We start from the raw sequence: 21,561 nt of genomic DNA on the forward strand, positions 1-21,561 counted from the left end.
GTCAGCTCCGGACGACCTGTGCGAGCCAGCCGGCGAGTTCGCCCGGCGTCATCGCGGCGATCTCGGCGCCGGCCTCGACGAGGCGGCGCGCCATCGCCCGGTCGTAGTCGGGCCGGGCCTGCGAATCGAGGGCGGCCAGCCCGAGCACCCGCGTGCGCTGGCCCGCGAGCGCCTTCACGCGGGCGACGAGGACCGCCTCGCTCGCACCCTCGTAGAAATCCGAGATCATCACGACGATCGCCCGCTCCGGGGCGGTGATTTTTTCGGCTGCGTAAGCCAGCGCGCCACCGATGTCGGTGCCGCCGCCGAGCTGGACCTTCATCAGCAGTTCGCAGGCGTCGTCGCAGTCGCGGGTCAGGTCCACGACCGACGTGTCGAAGGCGATCAGGTGGGTCTCGATGCCGGGCAGCCGCCACAGGCAGGCCGCCATCACCGAGGCATGGATGACGGAATCGAGCATCGACCCGCTCTGATCGACGAGCAGGATCACCTGCCAGGGCCGCATCCGTCGCCGATTGCGGGCGAAGAAGTGCAGCCGCTCGACGGTGATGCGGCGCCGCTCGGGATCGTAGTGGCGCAGGTTGTCCAGGATGGTGCGGTTGAGATCTAGATCGCGGGCGCCGGGCAGGCGGGTGTGGCGGCGCCGGTCGAGCACACCGCCGAAAGCGACCGCGAGGTCGCGGGCGAGCGTCTCCATGAGGCGGCGCACCACCTCCTGCACCAGCTTCCTCGCCATCACGAGAACGTCCGGCGCCATCAGGTGCTTGGTGCGCAGCACCGCCTTGAGCAGGGTCTCGTTGGGCTCGACGCGGGCCAGCACCTCGGGGTTCGTCACCACGTCGTCGATGGCGTAGAGCTCGATCGCGTCCCGCTCCAGCCGCTCGATGGTCTCCTGCGGGAACAGGGTGTGGACCTCGTTGATCCAGCCCGGCACGGTCAGCGCCGAGCCCTCGCGCCCACCGTGTCTGCCCCCTTGCCGCCGCACGCCGCGCTCCGCGCCGCCGGCATCGCGGCCGTAGAGCCAGTCGAGCGCCCGGTCCATGGCCGCGGCTCGGCCCTCGAGCCGGCAGCCGGCCCCGGCGCAGGCGGACTCCGCCGCCTCGCCGAGGATCAGCCGCCAGCGGGTCGCCGGGTCGAGGCTCACCGCAGGCGCGTCCCGGCGAGCAGGCTCGGGCCGCGCAGGAGTTCGCTCGCGGTGACCGGATCGAGGTCGCCGAACGTCTTGCGGTTCGCCTCCCGGCCCCAGGGACGTTCGAGGCCGAGGTCGCCGAGGGTCTGCTCGGCATTCTCGAAGTCGGGTGCGCCGGTGAACAGGCCCTCCCCGAAGTGAAGGTAGGCGATGCCGGCCTCGCCATCGGTGAAGGTGAGCCCGCGCTCCAGCCAGTGGATGTCGCCGTGGTCCTGTTTCTCGCCTAGCGGCCAGCCGAGGGCCGCCATGCCCCGCAGGCGCTTGGCCTCCACGACGACGCCGGAGAAGCGGTCGGTCTTGGCCGCTCCCCGCTCGGCCTCGGTGAAGGCGTGGTTCTCCCGGGCGAGCTGCGGGAAGGGCTGGGCGATCTCGTAATCGCCGAACAGGGCGCCCCAGGCGGCGAGCGCTTGCGGCTCGAGATGCAGCGGGTGGACGAGGCCGATCAGGCCCGACGCCCCCTCCGAGAGGTCGATCGCGACCGGCTCGTCGGCGGCGTCGGTGAAGCCGAGATCCTCGGCGACCCGGAAGGTCAGGCTCGGCGTCGTGCGCGGGTCGGCATCCGGGTAGGCTGCCCAGACGAGGCGCTGGGTCAGGTGGCGCACCAGCGGATGGCTGGCGAAGAACGGGCCGAACACGGCCGGCCGCACCCGCCGCGAGGTCGCCAGCATCGCCTCCAGCCGCGCGACCTGAAGGCTCGCGACCGCGCGGGCGTCCTTCTTGAGGGCGCTCCAGCGGGCGGAGGCCGCCGCTGCCTTGTCCGCATCGTCGGCCTTCACGGGCTTGGGCAGGTCCTTGAGGCGCTGGCCGGCCTCGTCCTTCACCCAGGGCTTCAAGGCCTCGTCGAAGCCGGCGCGGAAGCGGCGGGGGCCGAAATCGAGATCGAGGCCGCCGCGCTCGTCGAGGTCGAGATCCGGGGCGAGCCGGTCCGACAGCTCCTCGGGCGAGAGCCCGCGGGCCTCGGCGAGCTGGGCGATCTTGGCCCGCGCCTTCTCCTGCAGGCCCTTGAACTTCAGCTTCTCGGCGATGCCGTTGAGGTTCATCAGCGCCACGTCCGAGCCGAGATCGGCCAGCACGTCGAGGCCGGTGACCGCGCGGGCATGGGCCGATTCGCCGGGCCATCGGCGGATCAGGCGGGTGAGGTCGCGGGCCGTCCCGTCGTCGCCGAACCAGCCCAGCGTGCGAAGGACCCAGCCGTCCTTCGAGGGCGTGCCGGCGGCGGTCCAGGCCGAGAACAGGTCCCAGGCGAAGGCCGCGAGGCTGTCGCGGGTGCAGGCCTCCCGCACCATCGGCACGCCGGCATAGACGGCGTCCGGGTTGGTGAAGGACAGCATCTCGCACAGAGCCAGCACCGCCTCGTCCGGCAGGGCGCCGCCCCCTTTCAGTTGGGGGCGGACGAGCGCGCCGGGCACGAGCCAGACCGGCGGCCGGCCGACCTTGGCCGGCACCCGCGCGAGGGGATCGCGGTCGAGCACCTGCACCACCGCCTCGGCGACCGGAGGCTCGCGCTCGGCGTAGAGCGCCAGCACGGCCTCGATCTCGGTGCGCCCGTCCGCCCGGTCGGCGGCCAGGACGCGCAGGGCGTGCTCGGCCGCGTCGCGCGTCGGGCCGGGCTTGCCGACCGCGTCCGGCAGCAGCCGGACGACCGCGGTGCGGCGGTGGCGGCGCAGCCACGCGAGCGCCGGCTCGCGGGCCTTCTTGAGCTGGGTCAGCGCGCGGGCGGCGGCGGGCGCGAGCGCGGCGGCGTCGATCGTCAGGACCGAGGGCAGGAACCGGACCGGGTCGGCCTCGACCAGGGCGACGAGGCCCGGCACCGCCTTCTCCCCGAAGCGGTCGAGCATCGTCGCGACGATCTCCGGGAGATAGTGGACGTGGCTCTGGCCCGCGACCACGCCGGTGAGCGACCACAGCGCCAGCGCGAGCGGTTCGGGCTGCTTCTCCATCCCCTCGATCAGCTTGCGGTAGGGCGAGGGGGACCAGTAGCGACAGTTCGTGTCGATCTGCTCCAGACGGGCACGGAGCCAGGACAGGAGCGCGTCCGCGTCGTCGCGCGGCGGCGCGGAGAGGGGCGGGGGAATGTTGACCCAGTTCTGCTTCAGATCGGACGCCTCTGCCTCGGCGATGAAGGCCGGCAATTCGCCCAGGTCCGCCAGGACGTGGGCGTGATAGCTTCGCCAGTGATGCTCCTCCACCGCCGGCCTCTCGAAGCCGAACGGCGTCGGCAGGGGATCGAGGGCGAGCACGAGGTCGTCGGCGCGGCGCGCCTTCGACCGCCAGGGCGGGTCGCGCAGGACGCGGGGCCACGCCTCCCGCGCGGCCAGCGGCACGGCGCGGGCCTGCACCAGCTCGTCGAGGACGCGCGCGGCGCGTGCCTCGCCCTCCCCGAGCCAGCCCCGGACGGTGTCGAGGCCGTGATGGTCGAGGGCGCGCACGGCGCGGGCGCGCAGGGCCGGTTCCGCCCGGCCGCCGGCGAGCGCGGCGAGGCAGCGGGGGACGACGGCGGCCGGGTCGGCGGCGAGCGCCGCGTCGAGGCCGGCAGCGACCGGCTTCTCGTGCAGATGCGGCACCAGGGCCGAGAGCGCGCCGGTCTCGCCCGTCGACAGCATTGCCTGTGCCAAAGCCGTCCGCTCGTCGTCGAGGGCGTAGTGCAGGAGCCAGTCGAGGGCCGGCAAAGCGGGCTGGCCGGCGGCATCCGCCACGGCGATGAGGGTGGCGGCGGCCTCGGGGGCGTCCAGCGCGCAGTAGCAGAAATACAGGTGGTAGCTGCGCTTCGTCCGCCAGCGCGCGGCGGCCTCCGGCGGCGCATCGACGATCAGCGGCAGAAACTCGGTTCGCGCCGCCACGTCGATCCCGGCGGCCTCCGCCGCCTCCAGCACGGCGAGCGCCTGCAGCGGGTGCGGCGCCGGCCGGTCGTCGGCCAGCAGGAAGGCGAAGGCGGCCGCGCTCGGCCAGTCGTGGGATTCGGCGATCCGCGCGTTGAGATGGGCGACCGCCGCGTCGTACTCCGCCTCCGGGGCGTGGACGAGGGCGGCCCGCAGGGCAAGGAGGAGGGGATCGGCCCAGGCGAGGTCCTGGTAGTGCCCCTTCTTGGCGCCGGGCCGCATCGCGTCGACGAGACGGGCCGCCGCCGGGGCGCCGCCGTTCTCGACGAAGAAGCGCAGGGCCGCCTCGAAGAGGGGACGCAGGTCGTTGTCCCGGCGCGAGCCGTGCCGGCCCGACTCGCGCGCCTCCTCGAGGGCCGCGGCGACGGATTCGATCCACGCGGACAGGTCGTCCGGCGACGGCTTCCGCGCGATCAGCCGGGCGCAGGTTCCGGGGCCGACCTGCGCGATCAGCGGCTCCCGGAGGGCCTGCCACGCCTCGTCCGCGCTCAGACGGCGGCCGGGCCGCAGGCGGGTCGGCAGCGGCGTCCCGTCGAATACCGCGCGCGACGGCGCGGCGGCGGGCCGGGTCTCCTCCGGCCCGGGCGCGACGGGCGCGGCCTCCTGCGGCTCGGGCTGCGGAGTGGACTCGACCTCCGTCGTCGCCTTCGCGGTCGCCGTCGCCTTGGCGGCCGGCTTCGCGGTCTTCGCCGCCTCGAGGGCCTGCGCGGGAACCGGCGCCGCGCCGTCCGCCGGCCCGTCGCCGGTCCGGGAATAGCCCTTGGCGGTCTTCTCGCGGACGAGCTTGGCCTTCTCTCTCTCGGCGGCGGCCGCGTCCGAAAAGGTCTTGTCCTTGCTCTGCCCCTGGGTGCCGATGCGCCCGAAGCGCACGGTCAGCGTCGCCCCCGCGACGGAGGCCTCCCAGAACTTGGCGGAACTGCCCTCGACCAGTTCGTAGCGCTCCATGCCGTGTCCTCTCCTTCGCTCGGGGCGGCGATTGAGTTCGAGGCCCCGGCTCAGGTCAACCCGTAGCGGGCGAGGCGGGCGGCGACCCGCGCCTCCAGGGCGAGGGCGTCGGCCTGATCGAGGGGGGCCGCGCGCTGGCGCATCCAGGCCAGGGCCTCGGCCTCGGCGCGGGCCTCGCCCAATCCGCTCCGGCGCAGGATCGCCACGGCGATGCGCTCGCGCTCCCGCGGCGGGAACCACGCGAAGGCCATCCGCAGCGACGGCAGCGCGCGCAGAAAATCGTCGTCGCCCCAGGCGGCCACCAGCCCCTCGATGGCCGCGACGGTGACGTCGCCCGCGACCTCCTCGCGCGCCAGCGCGAACAGGCCGGCGAGGAAGTCGCCGAGGCGGTCGGGCAGACCGAAGCGGCGCAGCCGGCGCGCCGCCTCGTCCCCGCCCGCCCCCGCCTCGCCGCAGGCGACGAGGAAGCCGAGCGCGGCGCCGGCGAGCGCGGGCGGGGCCTCCGGGTCGACGAGCCGGCGCCCGAGCATGGCGACGAAGGGCGGGCGCAGGGGCGCGAGCCCCGGCAGGTCGTCGGCCGGATCGTCGGCCAGATTGGCGGCACCGTCGCGGAACAGGTCGCGGCAGGCGATCATCAGGTCGAGGGCGGCGAGGCCGGCACGGGGATCGGCGATGGCCTCGACGAGACCGAGCGCGCGCTCGACCAAGGCGAGGCAGAGCCGCGCGAGGGCCGGCCGGACCGCGTCGCCGAAGGCCGCGCCGAAGCGGTGGAGCCGCACGATCCGGCGCCCGGCCTCTCCCAGGCCCGCGGGGTCGTGGGCCCCGGCGATGCCCCGGCTCAGCCGCGCCAGCAGTTCGCCTTCGATGGCGAGCCCGGAAAAGAGGGCGTCCGAGAGGGCGCCCGCGAGCACGGCCAGTGAATCCGGCGCGGCCTCGATCCGGGCGGCGAGCCGGGCCGTGGCCGCCATGGCGAGCGTGCCGCCCCATTGCGAGGCCTCGATCAGCGCGCCGGGCCAGTGGGGATGGGGCGCGATCTCGAAGCTCTCCCGCGGCAGGCCGGGCTCGGCGAGATCCGGCCCCTCGGCCCGGCTCACGCCCGGCATTCCCAGAACCAGGAGCTGGTGGAGCAGATGGGCGCGGGGGCGGTCGCCCGGCTCGGCCCAGTCGAGGGCGAGGCGGCGGCGGCCTGCGCCCGGCTCCAGCCCGGCGGCGCGCAGGCGCTCCTCGACGTCGGCGACGAGGGGCGGACGGCGGGTGCCGGGGGCGAGTTGCCCCTCGCGGGTCCCGGCGAGCGCCCGCAGCATCGCCATGAGCACCGGATGACCCGGCGCGGCGGCGCTCGCCGTCCAGGCCGGGGCTACGTCGAGGGCGTCCTTGACGAGGTTCGCCAGGGCGGCGTCGATCAGGTCGGCCCGAAGGACCGCCGGATGCGCCCGCAGCCGCGCCAGCCCCTCGGCATGGACCGCCCAGGCGATGCGGTCGGCGGTCGAGACCACCTGCCCGGCGCCCCGCAGGGCGGCAGCGATCGCGTCGCAGGCCCAGTCCGCGGCGGCGCTCAGGCCCTCGGCGGCGACACGCTCGTAATAGCCGGGCGACGGCATCCCCGCCGAATAGCCCGAGAAGCGGTCGAGCCGGGAATAGGAATAGGGCACCACGTAGCTGCCGGTGCGCAGCCCCTCCTCCGGCGCCGCGGGCTCGGGCCGGGTGCCGTCGGCCTCCACCGCGTAGCGCCGGATCGCCTCCGCGTGCCAGCCGCCGCAGACCAGCACGACGGGCCGGCCGCGGGCCTCGCGCAGGGCGTGAGCCGCGTGGGCCGCCATGAAGCGCTCGCGCGCCTCCTCCGCCGGGTCGTCGGTGCCGGGCGGGCGCAGGAGGTCGAAGTAGCGGGCGAGCCGGGCCGGCAATTCCGCCTCCGGCGCGGCCTCGGCGAGCGCGTCCCACAGGGCGTCCTGATCCTCGGCGCCGAGCGCCGCGGCGAGGGCCCGCTCCGCGGCCTCGGCGCGGGCCCCGTGCGGGTCGGCGTAGCGGTTGCGCCGCTCGCCGAAGGCCGGGTCCCAGGCCGGCAGGTCGCAGAACAGGATCTCGGTGCCCGCCGCGCGCCCGGAGACGAGGGCCTGCCATTCCGGCGAGAAGGCGCAGAACGGCGCGTAGGAGGCGGAACTGCCCCGCTCGTTCGCCCGGAACGAGAAGATCGCCACCGGCAGCGCGTGGTCGAGGGCGAGGTCGGCGAGGAACGGGTTGAAGTCCGCCGGCCCCTCGATCAGCACGAAAGCGGGACGCAGCCGCTCGATCGTGCGGCGCACGAGCCCGGCGCAGGCCGGCGAATGGTGACGCACGCCCACGACCGTGAGCACGCTCACGCCCCGCGCCTCCGATGACGGGATCCCGAAGGGATCATCCCTTCGGCGGGTGTCGGGCAGAGCCCGACGTTCCTTCCAGGGCTCTGCCCTGGACCCGCGAAGGGCTGGCCCTTCGAACCCGGATTCTTGCGGTGAGGCAGCGGAGCCGGCCTCATTGCGGGGTCAGCAGGTGGCGCGCCGCGTAGAGTTCGCGCCAGCCCTCGCCCTTGCGGCCCGCCACGCGCTGGTCGAGGTAGCGGCGCAGCCGCGCCAGGTCCTCCGCGTCGTCCTTGGCGGCGCTGCCGGCCAGACACGCCACGATGTCCTCGGGCCGCCCGGCATCGCCGCGCAGGAAATGCGCCTTGACCCCGATGGCATGCGCCACGCTGACCGCCTCCGCCGTGCTCATCACCGAGGAGAGTTTTTCGAGCCCCGTGCCCTCGGCATCGACCGCCTCGCGCAGCTCGCGGAAACAGGTGACGAGGAGGTCGAGCACGTCCGGGTCGGGGGCGTGCGGCACGCCGGAGCGGGCGAGCAGGAGGCCCGCCTCCCGCCGGACGAGCTCCCGCTCGGCCGCCGCGTCGGCGATGGGGAAGACGGTTTCGAAGCCGAAGCGGCGCTTGAGCGCGGCCGACATCTCGTTGACGCCCCGGTCGCGGGTGTTGGCGGTGGCGATCAGGTTGAAGCCCTCGCGGGCGTAGACCATGCCGGCCTCGCCGGTAAGCTCCGGCACCGCGAGCACCCGGTCGGACAGGACGGAGAGCAGACTGTCCTGCACCTCCAGCGGGCAGCGGGTGATCTCCTCGAAGCGCACGATGCGCCCCTCGCGCATCCCGCGGTGGAGGGCGCCGGGCACCAGCGCCCGCTCGCTCGGCCCTTCGGAGACCAGCAGCGCGTAGTTCCAGCCGTAGCGGATCTGGTCCTCGGTCAGCGAGGCGCCACCCTGGATCGTCATGGTCGAGGAGCCGCTGATCGCGGCGGCCAGCAGTTCCGACAGCAGGCTCTTGGCCGTGCCCGGCTCGCCGATCAGCAGGAGGGCGCGGGAGGTGGCGAGCGTGACCATGGCGCGCTCGACGAGCGCGGGCGCGCAGACGACCTTGGCGGCCTCGGCCCGGTCGCCGCAGATGAAGCGCTGCACGGCCTGGAGCGAGAGACGCCAGCCGGGCGGACGCGGCGCGGCATCTTCCGCCGTCAGGCGTGCCAGTTCCTCGGCGTGGACGACCTCCGCCGGGGGGCGCTGGCGCGCCTCGCCCTCCGTCCTCGCCCGTCCCGCTCTCGCCATCCTGGCTTTCCTCTGTCGTCGCACTCCGGACCGGTGACGCCGTGCCGGCCGGTCGCACGTGGCGTATCACGCGGCGCGCCTCACATCGCCTGCCTCGGGCAAACGGCCATGCGCTCCGGCCCCAAGGTCCGGTCCCGGTACGGACGGGAAACCGGACCGGAGCGGGCCGTAGCGAAAGAATGTCGCATGACCGGTGGCAGACCCCCGACGCTCCCAGGACGCGTGGTCGCTCATGTCGCGATGGCACGACATGAGTTCGAGTCGAGAGGCGGGTCGGGGAGGCCGATTGCGCCTTCGAGGGGCCGTTTCCGGTTGAACCGCCTCCGCTCGAATGCCGGCATCTGGGTTCGTGCGTACCGATCCCGTGAAGCTCCTTCACCGCCGCTCGCGCACGCGACGATTCGAACTGACCCGATACCGGCAGGCGCCCCTTGTGGTGCCGCGCCCTCCCCGGATACAAAATACCTTAGGTCCGTTCCAAGGAGAGGGATGCCATGGCGCGTCTGAACGTCAACGGCGTCGTGCGCGAGGTCGAGGCCGAGCCGGACACGCCACTCCTGTGGGTGCTCCGCGAGCAGATCGGCCTCACCGGCACCAAGTACGGCTGCGGGATCGCCCAGTGCGGCGCCTGCACCGTGCATGTCGACGGCGCCGCGGTGCGGGCCTGCTCGGTTCCGCTCTCCTCGGTCGAGCCGGGGCAGAAGATCGTCACGATCGAGGGGCTGGCGCCCGGCGCCGACCATCCGGTCCAGAAGGCCTGGGCCGAACTCGACGTGCCGCAATGCGGCTTCTGCCAGCCGGGCATGATCATGGCCTCGGCGGCCTTGCTGGCGCAGAACCCGCGCCCGAGCGAGGCGCAGATCCGCCAGGAGATCACCAACATCTGCCGCTGCGGCACCTACAACCGCGTGCTCGCGGGCATCAAGCTCGCCGCCGAGCGCGGCCAGTCCGGCTGAGGGGAAGACCGATGCGCAGCGTTCGTCAGACGTCCCGCCCCTCCCGCCGCACGCTTCTGGCCGGTGCCGGCCTCTTCACGCTCGGCTTCCACATCCCCGGCCTCGTGCCGGCCCGGGCCGCGACCCTCGATGCGGGGCCCGACAGCCCGGAGGTGAACGCCTGGGTCGTGGTAAAGCCGGACGAGACCGTGGTGATCCGCATCGCCCGCTCGGAGATGGGCCAGGGCACGCTCACCGGCCTCGCCCAGCTGGTCGCCGAGGAACTCGACTGCGACTGGGCCCGCGTCACCACCGAGTATCCGAGCCCGGGCCGGAACCTCGCCCGCAAGCGCGTCTGGGGCGATTACTCGACCGGCGGCAGCCGCGGCATCCGCGAATCGCACGAATACGTGCGCAAGGGAGGGGCAGCCGCCCGCACCATGCTGGTCGCCGCCGCCGCCAAGGGCTGGGGCGTGCCGGCCGGCGAGTGCCGGGTCGAGCGCGGCACGATCACGCACGGTCCCTCCGGGCGCAGCACCACCTACGGCGCGGTCGCCGCGGAGGCCGCCAGGATCGAGCCGCCGAAGGAGGTGGTGCTCAAGGACCCCAAGGACTGGACGCTCGCCGGCAAGCCGCTCAAGCGCCTCGACACCCTGCCCAAGCTCGACGGCTCCCAGATCTACGGCATCGACCTGACCCTGCCCGGCATGCTCAACGCCGCGATCCGCGACTGCCCGGTGACCGGCGGCAGCGTGAAGTCCTTCGATGCGGCCGCCGTGTCCGGCATGCCCGGCGTCAAGCGCGTGCTGCAGCTCGGCGACTCGGCGGTCGTGGTGGTGGCCGACACGTTCTGGCGCGCCAAGACCGCCCTCGACGCGCTGCCGGTGATCTGGGACGAGGGCCCGAACGGGAAAGTCTCCAGCGAGACCATCGCGGCGACGCTCAGCGAGGGGCTCGACGCGGAGCAGGCCTTCGTCGGCAACCGGGCCGGCGACGTGGCGGGCGCGCTCAAAGGGGCGGCCAAGGTGGTGGAGGCCGTCTACGGCGTGCCGTTCCAGAACCACGCCACGATGGAGCCGATGAACGCCACCGCGCTCTGGACGCCGGAGCGCTGCGAGGTCTGGGCGCCGACGCAGAACGGCGAGGCCGCGCTCGCCGCCACCGCCGAGGCCGCCGGCCTGTCGGCCACGTCCTGCGAGGTCCACAAGATCCATCTCGGCGGCGGCTTCGGGCGCCGCGGCGCCACGCACGACTGGCTGCGGCAGGCGGTGCAGATCGCCAAGGAGATGCCGGGCACGCCGGTCAAGCTGATCTGGACCCGCGAGGAGGACATGATCCACGGCCGGTACCACCCGGTCACGCAGTGCCGGATGCGCGCCGCGCTCGACGCGGACGGCAACCTGACCGGGCTGCACATGCGCATCTCCGGCCAGTCGATCCTGGCCTCGGTCGCGCCCCAGCGCATGGTCGAGGGCCGCGATCCCGTCACCTTCCAGGGGCTCAACCCCGGCGGGCCGGAAGCCGCGATCGGCTACACGATCCCGAACATCCTCGTCGATCACGCCATGCGCAACCCGCACATCCTGCCGGGCTTCTGGCGGGGCGTGAACCTGAACCCCAACGCCATCTACCTCGAATGCTTCATGGACGAGCTGGCCCACGCGGCCGGCCAGGATCCGCTGGCGTTCCGGCTGAAGCTGATGGGCAAGCACCCCAAGCACCGCGCCGTGCTGGAGGCGGTGGCGCAGAAGATCGGCTGGGACAGCAAACCACCGGAGGGGGTGTATCGCGGCCTGTGCCAGACGATGGGCTTCGGCAGCTACGTGGCGGGCGCCGCGGAGGTCTCGGTGTCGGAGGCGGGCGAACTGAAGATCCACCGAATCGTGGCGGCGACGGACCCCGGCCACGCGGTCAACCCGCAGCAGATCGAGGCTCAGGTCGAGGGCTCCTTCGTCTACGGGCTGTCGGCGGCGCTCTACGGCGCCTGCACCGTGAAGGACGGGCGCATCGAGCAGACCAACTTCGACACCTATCCGGTCATGCGGATGGACGCGATGCCGGCCGTCGAGACCATCCTGATGCCGTCCGGCGGCTTCTGGGGCGGCGTCGGCGAGCCGACCATCGCGGTGGCGGCGCCCGCCGTGCTCAACGCGGTCTTCGCCGCCACCGGCAAGCGCGTGCGCCATCTGCCGCTGAAGGACACGGACCTGCGCCGGGCATGAGGGCGGCGCGGGCGGTCGCCCTGGCGCTCGCCGCGCTCGCCTCGGCGTCGGGCGCGCGGGCGGCCGAGATGCGGGCGCCGCCCGGCGCCTCCTCCTGCACCGGCTGTCACGCGCAAGGCGCCGCGATGGGCGCGCTCAAGGGGCGGCCCGAGGCCGAGATCGTGGCGGCGCTCGCGGCCTTCCGCTCGGGCGAGCGCCCGGCCACGCTGATGAACCGCGTCGCCAAGGGCTTCGACGAGGCCGAGAGCCGGGCCATCGCCGCGTGGTTCGCCGCGCAGGAGGCGCGGTAATGCCCGCGCCGACCCGCCGCGCCATCCTCGGCGGCGCCGCGGCCGCCGCCCTGGCCCGCCCGGCGCTGGGCGGCACGCCCCCGCGCGTCGTGGTCGTCGGGGCCGGGTTCGGCGGCGCCACGGCGGCGCGCTGCCTCGCCGCGGGCGGCATCGACGTGACCCTCGTCGAGGCATCCGAGCGCTACGTCGCCTGCACCGGCAGCAACGCGGTGGTCGTGGGCCTGCGCGGGATCGAGGTGCAGACGTTTCGCTACGACGCGCTCGGCCGCGCGCTCCGGCTCGTGCGCGCGAGCGCCGAGGCGGTCGATCCGGCGGCAAGCTGGGTGCGCCTCGGCGACGGGACGGAACTCGCTTACGACCGCCTGATCCTCTCGCCGGGCATCGACCTGCGCTTCGACGCGGTGCCGGGCTACGGCGCGGAGGCCGCCGAGGCCATGCCGCATGCCTGGAAGGCCGGTGAGCAGACCGTGCGGCTGGCCCGCCAGCTCGCCACCATGCCGGACGGCGGCACGGTGGTGCTCTCGGCGCCCCCGAACCCCTATCGCTGCCCGCCCGGCCCCTACGAGCGCGCGAGCCTGATCGCCCATTTCCTGAAAGTCCGGAAGCCGCGTGCCAAGCTGATCCTGCTCGATGCCAAGGACACCTTCTCCAAGCAGAAGCTGTTCGAGGCAGCCTGGGCAAAGCTCTACCCGGACGTGCTCGAATTCGTGCCGCTCGCGGCCGGCGGAGGGGTTAGCGAGGTCGATCCGGCGGGAATGATCGTGCGCACCGACTTCGCCGAATACAAGGCCGATGTCGCCTGCATCATCCCACCCCAGCGGGCAGGCCGCATCGCCGGGATCGCGGGTTGTGCCGACCGCAGCGGCTGGTGCCCGATCGATCCCGTCACCTTCGAGTCGCGCCTCGTGCCGGGCATCCACGTGATCGGCGACGCGGCCATCGCCGGGGCCATGCCGAAATCCGCCTTCTCGGCCAACGCGCAGGCCAAGGTCTGCGCGCAGGCGGTGATCGACCTGTTGGCCGGGCGCGAGCCCGAGAGCCCGCGTCTCATCAACACCTGCTGGAGCCTCGTGGCGCCGGGCCAAGGCATCTCGATCGCGGGCGTGTTCCGCCCGACCGACGGGCTGCTGGCCGACGTGCCGGGTGCCGGCGGCGTCAGTCCCCTCGACGCGTCGGACGCGGTGCGGGCGCAGGAGGCGGCCTACGGCGAGAGCTGGTACCGGACGATCACCCGGGACGTGTTCGGATGAGGCGGGCTCGCCGGGCCGCCCGCCTCGTTCCGGCCGTGCTGGCGCTCTGCCTGACGGCGGCGCGGGCCGAAGAGGGGCTGGTGCCCTACACGATCGTCGGCGACGCGATCCCGGAACCCCTGACCGGCACGCCCGGCGATCCGGCCCGTGGCCGGGCCATCGTCGCGGACCGCTCGCGTGGCCTCTGCCTGCTCTGCCATGCCGCGCCCCTCCCGGAGGAGCGCTTCCAGGGCAACCTCGCCCCGGACCTCGCCGGGATCGGCGCCCGCCTGAGCCCGGCGCAACTGCGCCTGCGGCTCGTGGACGGGCGGGCGTTGAACCCGGACACCATCATGCCATCCTATTACAGCCTGTCGGGGCTCGTCCGCGTGGGTCGGGCGTGGCAGGGCCGCTCGATCCTGAGTGCTCCCGAGATCGAGGACGTCGTCGCCTTCCTGGCGACCCTGCGCGAGCCCGAGAGGACGCCATGAGAACGCTGGCCGTGAGGACGATGGGTGTGGGACGGATCGACCGGCGCCGGGTCATCGCCGGGGCGGCCGGGACGGTGCTCGCGGTCGCGCTGCGGCCGGCCACGGCGGCGCAGCCGCGCACCGAGACCACCGAATCCGCCATCCGGCGCTTTTCGGGCGACAACCCGATCCGGCCGGGGCGCGTCAGCCTCGACCTTCCGCCGCTGGTGGACAACGGCAACACTGTGCCGCTCTCGGTCTCCGTCGAGAGCCCGATGACGCCGGAGGACCACGTGCGCCGCATCGGCGTGTTCAACGAGAAGAATCCGCAGCCGAACGTCGTCACGCTCCATCTGCGCCCCGGTGCCGGCCGGGCGCAGATCGCGACGCGCATCCGCCTCGCCGACACCCAGCGCATCACCGCCATCGCCGAGATGAGCGATGGCACCTACTGGTCCGCGAGCGCGGACGCGATCGTCACGCTCGCCGCCTGCCTGGAGGGTTGATCCGGATGGCCCGAACCCTGATCAACCTGCCCAAGACCGCCAAGCCCGGCGACGTGATCGCGATCAAGACGCTGATCTCGCACCCGATGGAGACGGGCTTCCGCCCCGGCGCCGACGGACGCATCCTGCCGCGCAACATCGTCACGGAGTTCGTCTGCCGCTTCGAGGGCGAGGAGATCTTTCGTGCCGAACTCTATCCGGCCTCGGCGGCCAACCCCTACCTCACCTTCACCTGGGTCGCGACGGGCAGCGGCCGCTTCACCTTCACGTGGCGCGGCGACGAGGGTTTCGAGCAGACCGAGGCCGCTGCGATCACCGTGGCCTGAGCCGGCCATGCCGCCCCGCCCCGGCTCCCCGCTGCCGGCCGCGCTTGCGGCGCTGCTTCTCACCGCCGCCCCGGCCGGGGCGGAACCGATCGCGCCCGCCGACCGTCGCTCGGGCTTCGACCAGATGGGTCCCGAGATTCAAGCGATGCAGCGGGACGAGGGCGCCAATCCCGGCATGCTCGCGGTCGCGGACGGGGCCGAACTCTGGACGACGCCGCCGGTGTCCGGCCGGCCATCCTGCGTTGGCTGTCACGGCGAGGCTTCGGGCAGCATGCGCGGCGTGGCGGCGCGCTACCCGGCCTGGGATGCCCGCACGGCCCGACCGATCGACCTCCAGGGCCGGATCAATGCCTGCCGGCGCGAGCACCAGGGGGCGGAGCCGGTCGCCTACGAGAGCCCCGATCTGCTGGCGCTGACGGCCTTCGTCGCCGGGCAATCCCGCGGAATGCCGATCGCGCCGCCCGACGATCTCCGGCTCGCCCCCGCGCGGGCCGAGGGCCGTGCGCTGTTCGAGGCGCGCCAGGGCCAGCTCGGCCTGTCCTGCGCGACCTGCCACGACGCGAATTGGGGCCGCCGCCTGGGTTCGGCCCTGATCCCGCAGGGGCACCCGACCGGCTACCCGCTCTACCGCCTCGAATGGCAAGGAATGGGTTCGCTGCAGCGCCGCCTGCGCAACTGCCTCACCGGCATGCGGGCCGAGCCCTTCGGCTACGGGGCGCCGGAATCCATCGCCCTCGAACTCTACCTCGCGACCCGGGCCGCGCCGCTGCCGCTGGAGACGCCGGCCGTGCGTCCCTGACCACGCTCGGTAGGGCGGTGGGTCGTCGCCGTGCCCGATCCACCGTCGCTGCAGACACAATCGCCCGGCGCGCCCAGCTGTCAAAATCGCAAACCCTTATTATAAAATCGCCTTACGATTTGAATAATTTACGCTTTGATTTGCATATTTTTTGTGCGGAAATGCATGAACAGCGAAACTGGCAATATAAAAACAGAATCTCAATGATCGAAGATCGTGCAATAAACAAAGAAGCACTGCCGGTTGAGCTTGCGAGATCATTGTTGCTGTCGATGGAGTGGCGACGACTTTGTTCGATTGTCGTCAGCAAAAATGAGTACGCCGATTTTCAATCGAGAAACGCCATGCGCTCGATTGCCTGTTTGATTGAAATACGTTTTATTATTGCACTATATCGCCGCAAGCGGCTTTTCTTTGACGAAAATTTCCTAATATCATGAAATTGGATTAGTGAGAAAATTATTGCTTTGTTCGTCGCACCCTCCGGCAATATTTATTATTTAAGAATTTTGAAACGGATTTACCGTTAAAGCTAGGTCCGCTCTGCTACGTTCGCGGCCAGGTTGGTATGCTCAAGGTCGTCGGTTGCTTTGTCCAGGCCCATGACTTGTGGCTGGTCGGCTTGGCGGCACTCATCTGCAGCTTGGCCGCGGCGACCTGCGTGGCCCTGCTGCAGCATGCCGACAGGAGTGCCGGTCGATGGCAGGCGGTCTGGCTGTGCGTGGCGGCGGTCGCTGGCGGGTCCGGCATCTGGGCGACCCACTTCGTTGCCATGCTGGCCTTCGAGCCGAGCCTGCCGACCGGGTACGATCTGCACCTGACGGTGCTGTCGCTCATCTACGCGATCCTGGTCACCGGCGCGGGTCTCACCGTCGCGCAGGTCCGCGCCTTGCCGCTCTCGCGAGCGCTCGGCGGGGCCGTGCTCGGCGGCGGGATCGCGGCGATGCATTATACCGGCATGGCCGCCTACGAGGTCGCCGGACACATCCGGTGGGATCCGGTCCTGGTCGCCGCATCGATCGGGCTCGGCATCGTGGGGGGCGGCGCGGCGCTGGTCGCCGCGCACGCCGTCCCGGGAGGCCGCGGACGCCTGCTCGGCAGCCTGCTGCTGGTGGCCGCGATCTGCAGCCATCACTTCACTGCCATGGGTGCGGTGACGATCGTTCCCGATCCCACCCTCGCGATCTCGGAAAGTGCCCTTCCGGCACGCTGGCTCGCCGTCGCGGTGGCGATGGCCAGCCTGACCCTCCTGCTCCTGGCCTACGCCGTGCTGGCTCTGGATGTCCGCGACCGCCGGCGTGCCGGACTGGAAGGGGAGCGGCTGATCAGCCTCGCCAACGCCGCCGTCGAGGGGCTGGTCGTCTGCCGCGGCGACATGATCGTCAGCGCCAACGAGAGCTTCGGCCGGCTGGTCGGCCGGAACGTCACCGATCTCGCCGGCGTGCCGCTGTCGCGCGTCCTGCCCGAGGCCGCAGCCTCGTTGGCGTTGACCGGTCCCTCCGATCAGCCTCTGGAGGCGGAGCTGAACGGGCTTCCGGACGGCGCGATCCCGGTCGAACTGATCACGCGTCCGGTGACCTACGGCAACCAGCCCCATTACGCTGTCGCGGTGCGCGATCTGCGCGCCCGGCGCCGGGCGGAGGGACAGATCCACTTCCTCGCCCACCACGACGCCCTGACCGGCCTGGCGAACCGCACGAGCTTTGCGACGCGTCTCGATCAGGAGATCAAGCGCGCCGAGGCAACCGGAGGCAGGCTGGCCGTCCTCTGCCTCGACCTCGACCGGTTCAAGGAGATCAACGATGTGTTCGGCCATGCGGCCGGCGACACCCTGCTGATGACGGTTGCCCGCTCGGTGACCGCTCTTCTCGGCACCAGCGAGCTGATGGCCCGCCTCGGCGGCGACGAGTTCGCGATCCTGATGCCCTGCGACCATGCCGCGGCGGCAGGACGCTTGGCCGAGCAGATCCACGAAGCCCTGCGTCAGGACAGCGGCGATGCCTCCGGGCCCGTGATCGCGACCAGCGTCGGCATCGCGCTCTATCCGGACGATGCGCAGGACCGTGCCCTGCTTCTGAGCTACGCCGACACGGCCCTGTACCGGGCCAAGGCCGAGGGCCGCGGCACCTATCGGTTCTTCGAAGCCAGGATGGGGGCACAGGTCCGGGACCGGCGACGGCTCGAACACGATATGCGCCTCGCGGTGGCGCGCGGCGAGATGCATCTCGCCTTCCAGCCGCAGACCGAGGTGCGGACCGGAGACGTCACCGGGTTCGAAGTGCTGCTGCGCTGGCGGCATCCGGAGCGCGGGCCGGTCTCGCCGGCCCTGTTCATCCCGATCGCCGAGGAGAGCGGCGCGATCGTGCAGATCGGCGAGTGGGTCCTGCGCGAAGCCTGCCGCGAGGCGGCGCGCTGGAGCGTGCCGCTCTCCGTCGCCGTCAACGTCTCCGCGGTGCAGCTGCATGCGCCCCATTTCGTGCAGACGGTGCACGAGGCGCTGTTCCAGGCCGGACTGCGGCCGGCGCGCCTCGAGATCGAGATCACCGAAACCGCCCTGATCCGCGATCCGTCGCGGGCCCAAGCCACCCTGCGGCAACTGAAGGCCCTTGGGGTGCGGCTCGCGATGGACGATTTCGGCACCGGCTACTCGTCTCTGTCGAACCTGCGCACCTATCCGTTCGACAAGATCAAGATCGACGGTTCGTTCGTCCGAGCGGTCGATGCCAACGAGCAGGCCAAGGCCATCGTTCGCTCCGTGCTCGGCCTCGGTCGCGGCCTCGGCCTGCCGGTGCTGGCCGAAGGTGTCGAGACGGCGGCCGAGCTGCGCTTCCTGGCCGACGAGAATTGTCAGGCGGCACAGGGATACCTGATGGGTAAGCCGGGGCCGATCGAGGATTTCAGGGAGTATACCCATCGCATGACGGCAGAGACGTCATCGGCCAAAGTCGCCTGACCCATCGCTCCTCGGAGCCTGCCCGGCCGGGCTGGAGTGGCGCGTCGGCTTCGTGAGGAGAAGCCGATCCGGAGGGATACGGATCGTGAGGTCCACCGGGATCGCGGCGATCGCTGACCGACCCGTCGGATCTTCAGCGGTCCACCGTTGCGGTCTTGGCGGCGGTGGGGATCCTGCAACGGGTGGACACCCGCGACGGCGGTCGGCGGCCGGTGAGCGCCGTACCGGAGGCCGGCATGCGCGCGGCGGCGGCGGCGCTGGGGCGCAGCCGGGAGCGGGCGAGGGCACGCGAGCATCCCCACCGCACCGACGGCTTGGCGGGGCCGAGCCGGATCGTGGCCCGCTTCGGCGATTGGAACGGCTACGGCAAGCCGCCCGGCCCCGAGATCATGCCCCCATCACGGCCCGCGGCTGGGAAGGCGTCGCCTACGTCCCGACCGCTCAGGCGGACGCGACCGCTGTGTGGTCGGTAGCCGCAAGCGGCGAGGGGGGACTTGCGGCGGCACCCGTATCGATCAATCGGAGTCTGTCTCGCCGAACCGCAGCGGCAGCGCCCGGGGACGGAACACCACCCGCTCCGGGATCAGCCGCCACAGCCGCTCGGCGCCCTCGAAGGTCGCGATCTCGGGCGAATCCAGCACCAGTTCCGTCCGGCCGGTGACCTGCAGCAGGTCGCCCGTCGAAAAATCCGGCACGGCGATCCCGGCCCGCGGGTTCGCCAGCAGGTTGCCGAGCGTGTTGAAGAAGCGGTTGCCCGCATAGTCCGGCACCGTGAAGGTGCTGTCGTCGGCGATCCGTACGAAGCCCGCCGGTCCGCCGCGATGCGAGACGTCGACCTGTCGGTGGCCCGACGCCTCGGCATAGCTCGCCACGAACAGCGTATCGGTCGCCGCCAGCAGCGCCCGCGCGCCCGCGTCGAGGCGGTCCGACACGGTGGGCGCCGGAGCGCTCCGGGCCGCATCGGAAAACGCCGCCGGGCGGGGTGAGATGTAGCGTGGGCAATTGCCGAAACTCTGCTCGACCGCGATCCTGAGACCGCCCTCCCCGCGCCGCTCCACCGTGCCGTTGAGGCGGTTGCGGCGGCGCGTTTCGAGTTCGATGCCGAGCAGCCCGACCGGAGCCCCGTCGTGCAGCCCCGCCTCGGCCGGATCGTCGGGTTCAGGCTGCGTCGCGATCGCGAGGTGAAGCGGATCGGGCACGTGCAAGAAACCGGGCGGGCCGGCCCGCAGGGTCGCCCAGGGGGCGCCGGTGCGGTCGACGGCGCCGAGCACCACGAAGGGCAAGAGCGGATAGAACAGCGCGTGCTGCTCGATCAGCCGATCGCGGATCACCCGCGGGCCGATCTCCGCCATGCGCGCGGCGGAGCCGACGGCTTGCTGGAGCGCGATCTCGCCCCGGTGCCAGGGAAGCGTCTCCATCGGAATCTCCTTCAGGCGTTGAGGCCGGCGGCGGTCTTCGGGAAGGGCAGAAAACCCGGCAGCGCCTCGACCCGGGCGAGCCACGCGCGGATCGCCGGATAGGGCGCGAGATCGACGTTCCCCTCGGGCGCGGCGACGACGTAGCTGTAGAGCGCCACGTCGGCGATGGTCGGATGCCCGGCGGCGAGCCAGTCGCGCAGGCCGAGTTCGGCCTCGACCAGGGTCAGGATCGCGTGGGCCCGCGGGATCACCTCTTCCGGCCGGAACGCGGCGCCGAACACGGTGACGAGGCGCGCCGCCGCCGGGCCGAAGGCGATGGGACCGGCGGCGACCGCGAGCCAGCGCTGCACGCGGGCGGCGCCTTCCGGGTCCTCGGGCAGCCAATCGGTGCGCCCGAGTTTCTTTGCGAGATAGACCAGGATGGCGCTGGAATCCGGGACGATGGTCCCGTCGTCGTCCAGCACGGGCACCTGCCCGAATGGATTGAGCGCGAGGAAGGCCGGCGCCTTGTGCTCCCCGCTCCGCAGATCGACCGGCACGGTCTCGTAGTCGACGCCCAGCAGCGACAGGAACAGGCGGGCCCGGTGGGCATGGCCGGACAGGGGCACATCGTAGAGCTTCATCGGGGTCTCTCCTCGGATGCCGGCGCTCGTCCGGCCCGGACATCCAAACCGTTTCGCTCCTCCCGGAGAACCGGCATTGTCCGCAAGCGACTGTTGCGCGAAACGGAATGATCGGAGGCGCCGCGATGGACCGCTGGCAGGGGATGCGGGTGTTTGTGCGGGTGGCCGAGAGCGGGGGCTTTGCCGGCGCCGCGCGGGCGCTGAACATGAGCCCGCCCGCGGTGACCCGTGCGGTGGCCGCGCTCGAAGCGCGGATCGGCGCGCGGCTTCTCACCCGCACCACCCGCCGGGTGGCGCTGACCGAGGCCGGTGCCCGTTATCTGGAGGATTGCCGCCGCATCCTCGCGGAGATCGAGGAGGCGGAGGCCGTGGCCGCAGGCGCCATGGCGATCCCGACCGGCACGCTGACGGTGACCGCACCGGTGCAGTTCGGCCGCCTGTACGTGCTGCCGGTGATCTCAGAATATCTCGACCGTCATCCGGCGGTCGCGGCCCGCGCCCTGTTCCTGGACCGGGTGATCGACCTCGTCGAGGAAGGGGCGGACGTGGCGCTGCGGATCGGGCCGTTGCCGGATTCCGGGCTCTCCGCGATCCGGGTCGGCAGCGTGCGCGCGGTCGTCTGCGCCGCGCCGGCCTACCTGGAGCGCCATGCCCGGCCGCAGGCGCCGGGCGATCTGACGGCTCACGCGATCATCGGCCGGAGCGACCAAGCGGCGGTGGCCGAGTGGCGCTTCGGCGCGGAGCGGCGGCTGGCGGTGCCAGTGCGGCCCCGGCTCGTCTGCAACACGATCGACGGCGCACTTGCTGCCGCCCTCGATGGGCGGGGCATCGTGCGGCTCCTGTCCTATCAGGTGGCGCCGGCTTTGGCCGAGGGGCGGCTCGTGCGCCTGCTCGAAGCCCATGAAGGCCCACCGATGCCGGTCCACGTGGTGAGCCCGGAAGGCCGCCGGGCCCCGGCCAAGGTGCGGGCCTTCGTGGAGTTGGCGGTGGAGCGTCTGAGAGGTGATCCGCGGGTGAACCCGCAGTCGGGATAAAGAAGTGCCCTCCCCCGCTGGCGGGAGAGGGCATCCATGGACCAGTCGGTCGCGGCGGATGTCGCCTCACACCGTCATCGCGAGTGAATGCGGATCGATCCAACGGCACGACCGCTCCGCAT

17 protein-coding genes are annotated in these 21,561 nt (G+C 72.3%); 11 read left to right on the forward strand and 6 right to left on the reverse strand.

From position 1 onward, the window contains the following. Window position 1 precedes the first annotated feature (1 nt). The 4 genes from HNR00_RS18905 to HNR00_RS18920 form a co-directional block, all read right to left on the reverse strand. Window positions 2-1,144, reverse strand: a complete 1,143-nt coding sequence (locus tag HNR00_RS18905) for a VWA domain-containing protein (protein WP_183571923.1) — start codon at window positions 1,142-1,144, stop codon at window positions 2-4. Further along, on the reverse strand, window positions 1,141-5,013 hold the full coding sequence (locus HNR00_RS18910; RefSeq protein WP_183571924.1) for a DUF4132 domain-containing protein: 3,873 nt from the start codon (window positions 5,011-5,013) through the stop codon (window positions 1,141-1,143). The genes HNR00_RS18905 and HNR00_RS18910 overlap by 4 nt, the downstream gene beginning before the upstream one ends. Before the next feature lie 50 nt (window positions 5,014-5,063). Continuing rightward, window positions 5,064-7,373 (reverse strand): DUF5682 family protein, encoded by a 2,310-nt coding sequence (locus tag HNR00_RS18915; RefSeq protein ID WP_312886080.1) that lies wholly within the window; start codon window positions 7,371-7,373, stop codon window positions 5,064-5,066. A gap of 151 nt (window positions 7,374-7,524) precedes the next feature. Then, window positions 7,525-8,634 (reverse strand): ATP-binding protein, encoded by a 1,110-nt coding sequence (locus HNR00_RS18920; RefSeq protein ID WP_183571925.1) that lies wholly within the window; start codon window positions 8,632-8,634, stop codon window positions 7,525-7,527. A gap of 494 nt (window positions 8,635-9,128) precedes the next feature. Here HNR00_RS18920 and HNR00_RS18925 point away from each other — a divergent pair, with 494 nt between their 5' ends. The 10 genes from HNR00_RS18925 (at window position 9,129) to HNR00_RS18970 (ending at window position 18,364) form a co-directional block, all read left to right on the forward strand. Next, entirely contained in the window at window positions 9,129-9,590 is a 462-nt protein-coding gene (locus tag HNR00_RS18925; RefSeq protein WP_183571926.1) for a (2Fe-2S)-binding protein, read from the forward strand. Between the two features lie 11 nt (window positions 9,591-9,601). Continuing rightward, complete coding sequence (locus tag HNR00_RS18930; protein ID WP_183571927.1) at window positions 9,602-11,791, forward strand: xanthine dehydrogenase family protein molybdopterin-binding subunit; 2,190 nt, start codon at window positions 9,602-9,604, stop codon at window positions 11,789-11,791. Then, window positions 11,788-12,081, forward strand: coding sequence for a c-type cytochrome (locus tag HNR00_RS18935; RefSeq protein ID WP_183571928.1), 294 nt, complete (start codon window positions 11,788-11,790; stop codon window positions 12,079-12,081). Before HNR00_RS18930 ends, HNR00_RS18935 begins: the two co-directional genes overlap by 4 nt. Beyond that, window positions 12,081-13,331 carry an NAD(P)/FAD-dependent oxidoreductase gene (locus HNR00_RS18940; RefSeq protein WP_183571929.1) on the forward strand — a complete coding sequence of 417 codons (1,251 nt, stop codon included), beginning with the start codon at window positions 12,081-12,083 and terminating at the stop codon, window positions 13,329-13,331. Before HNR00_RS18935 ends, HNR00_RS18940 begins: the two co-directional genes overlap by 1 nt. After that, window positions 13,328-13,801 carry a sulfur oxidation c-type cytochrome SoxX gene (soxX, locus tag HNR00_RS18945; RefSeq protein ID WP_183571930.1) on the forward strand — a complete coding sequence of 158 codons (474 nt, stop codon included), beginning with the start codon at window positions 13,328-13,330 and terminating at the stop codon, window positions 13,799-13,801. The genes HNR00_RS18940 and soxX overlap by 4 nt, the downstream gene beginning before the upstream one ends. Beyond that, on the forward strand, window positions 13,798-14,286 hold the full coding sequence (locus HNR00_RS18950; protein WP_246390805.1) for a SoxY-related AACIE arm protein: 489 nt from the start codon (window positions 13,798-13,800) through the stop codon (window positions 14,284-14,286). The genes soxX and HNR00_RS18950 overlap by 4 nt, the downstream gene beginning before the upstream one ends. A 5-nt stretch (window positions 14,287-14,291) precedes the next feature. Further along, complete coding sequence (locus tag HNR00_RS18955; RefSeq protein ID WP_183571931.1) at window positions 14,292-14,612, forward strand: thiosulfate oxidation carrier complex protein SoxZ; 321 nt, start codon at window positions 14,292-14,294, stop codon at window positions 14,610-14,612. A gap of 7 nt (window positions 14,613-14,619) precedes the next feature. Then, the gene (soxA, locus tag HNR00_RS18960; protein ID WP_183571932.1) at window positions 14,620-15,411 is read left to right on the forward strand and encodes a sulfur oxidation c-type cytochrome SoxA; all 792 of its coding nucleotides are present in this window, start codon (window positions 14,620-14,622) and stop codon (window positions 15,409-15,411) included. 17 nt (window positions 15,412-15,428) lie between these two features. Further along, the gene (locus HNR00_RS18965) at window positions 15,429-15,851 is read left to right on the forward strand and encodes a hypothetical protein (protein ID WP_183571933.1); all 423 of its coding nucleotides are present in this window, start codon (window positions 15,429-15,431) and stop codon (window positions 15,849-15,851) included. A gap of 128 nt (window positions 15,852-15,979) precedes the next feature. Next, entirely contained in the window at window positions 15,980-18,364 is a 2,385-nt protein-coding gene (locus HNR00_RS18970) for an EAL domain-containing protein (protein ID WP_183571934.1), read from the forward strand. 515 nt (window positions 18,365-18,879) lie between these two features. Here the strand turns inward: HNR00_RS18970 and HNR00_RS18975 are convergent. After that, window positions 18,880-19,782 (reverse strand): pyridoxamine 5'-phosphate oxidase family protein, encoded by a 903-nt coding sequence (locus HNR00_RS18975; RefSeq protein ID WP_183571935.1) that lies wholly within the window; start codon window positions 19,780-19,782, stop codon window positions 18,880-18,882. Between the two features lie 11 nt (window positions 19,783-19,793). Continuing rightward, the gene (locus HNR00_RS18980; protein WP_183571936.1) at window positions 19,794-20,405 is read right to left on the reverse strand and encodes a glutathione S-transferase family protein; all 612 of its coding nucleotides are present in this window, start codon (window positions 20,403-20,405) and stop codon (window positions 19,794-19,796) included. A 125-nt stretch (window positions 20,406-20,530) separates the two neighbouring features. Here HNR00_RS18980 and HNR00_RS18985 point away from each other — a divergent pair, with 125 nt between their 5' ends. Then, a complete protein-coding gene (locus HNR00_RS18985; RefSeq protein ID WP_183571937.1) occupies window positions 20,531-21,439 on the forward strand; it encodes a LysR family transcriptional regulator in 909 nt (302 codons plus the stop codon). Window positions 21,440-21,561: the final 122 nt, after the last annotated feature.

Origin of the sequence: Methylorubrum rhodinum (assembly GCF_014199935.1) — a bacterium.
GTDB lineage: Bacteria > Pseudomonadota > Alphaproteobacteria > Rhizobiales > Beijerinckiaceae > Methylobacterium > Methylobacterium rhodinum.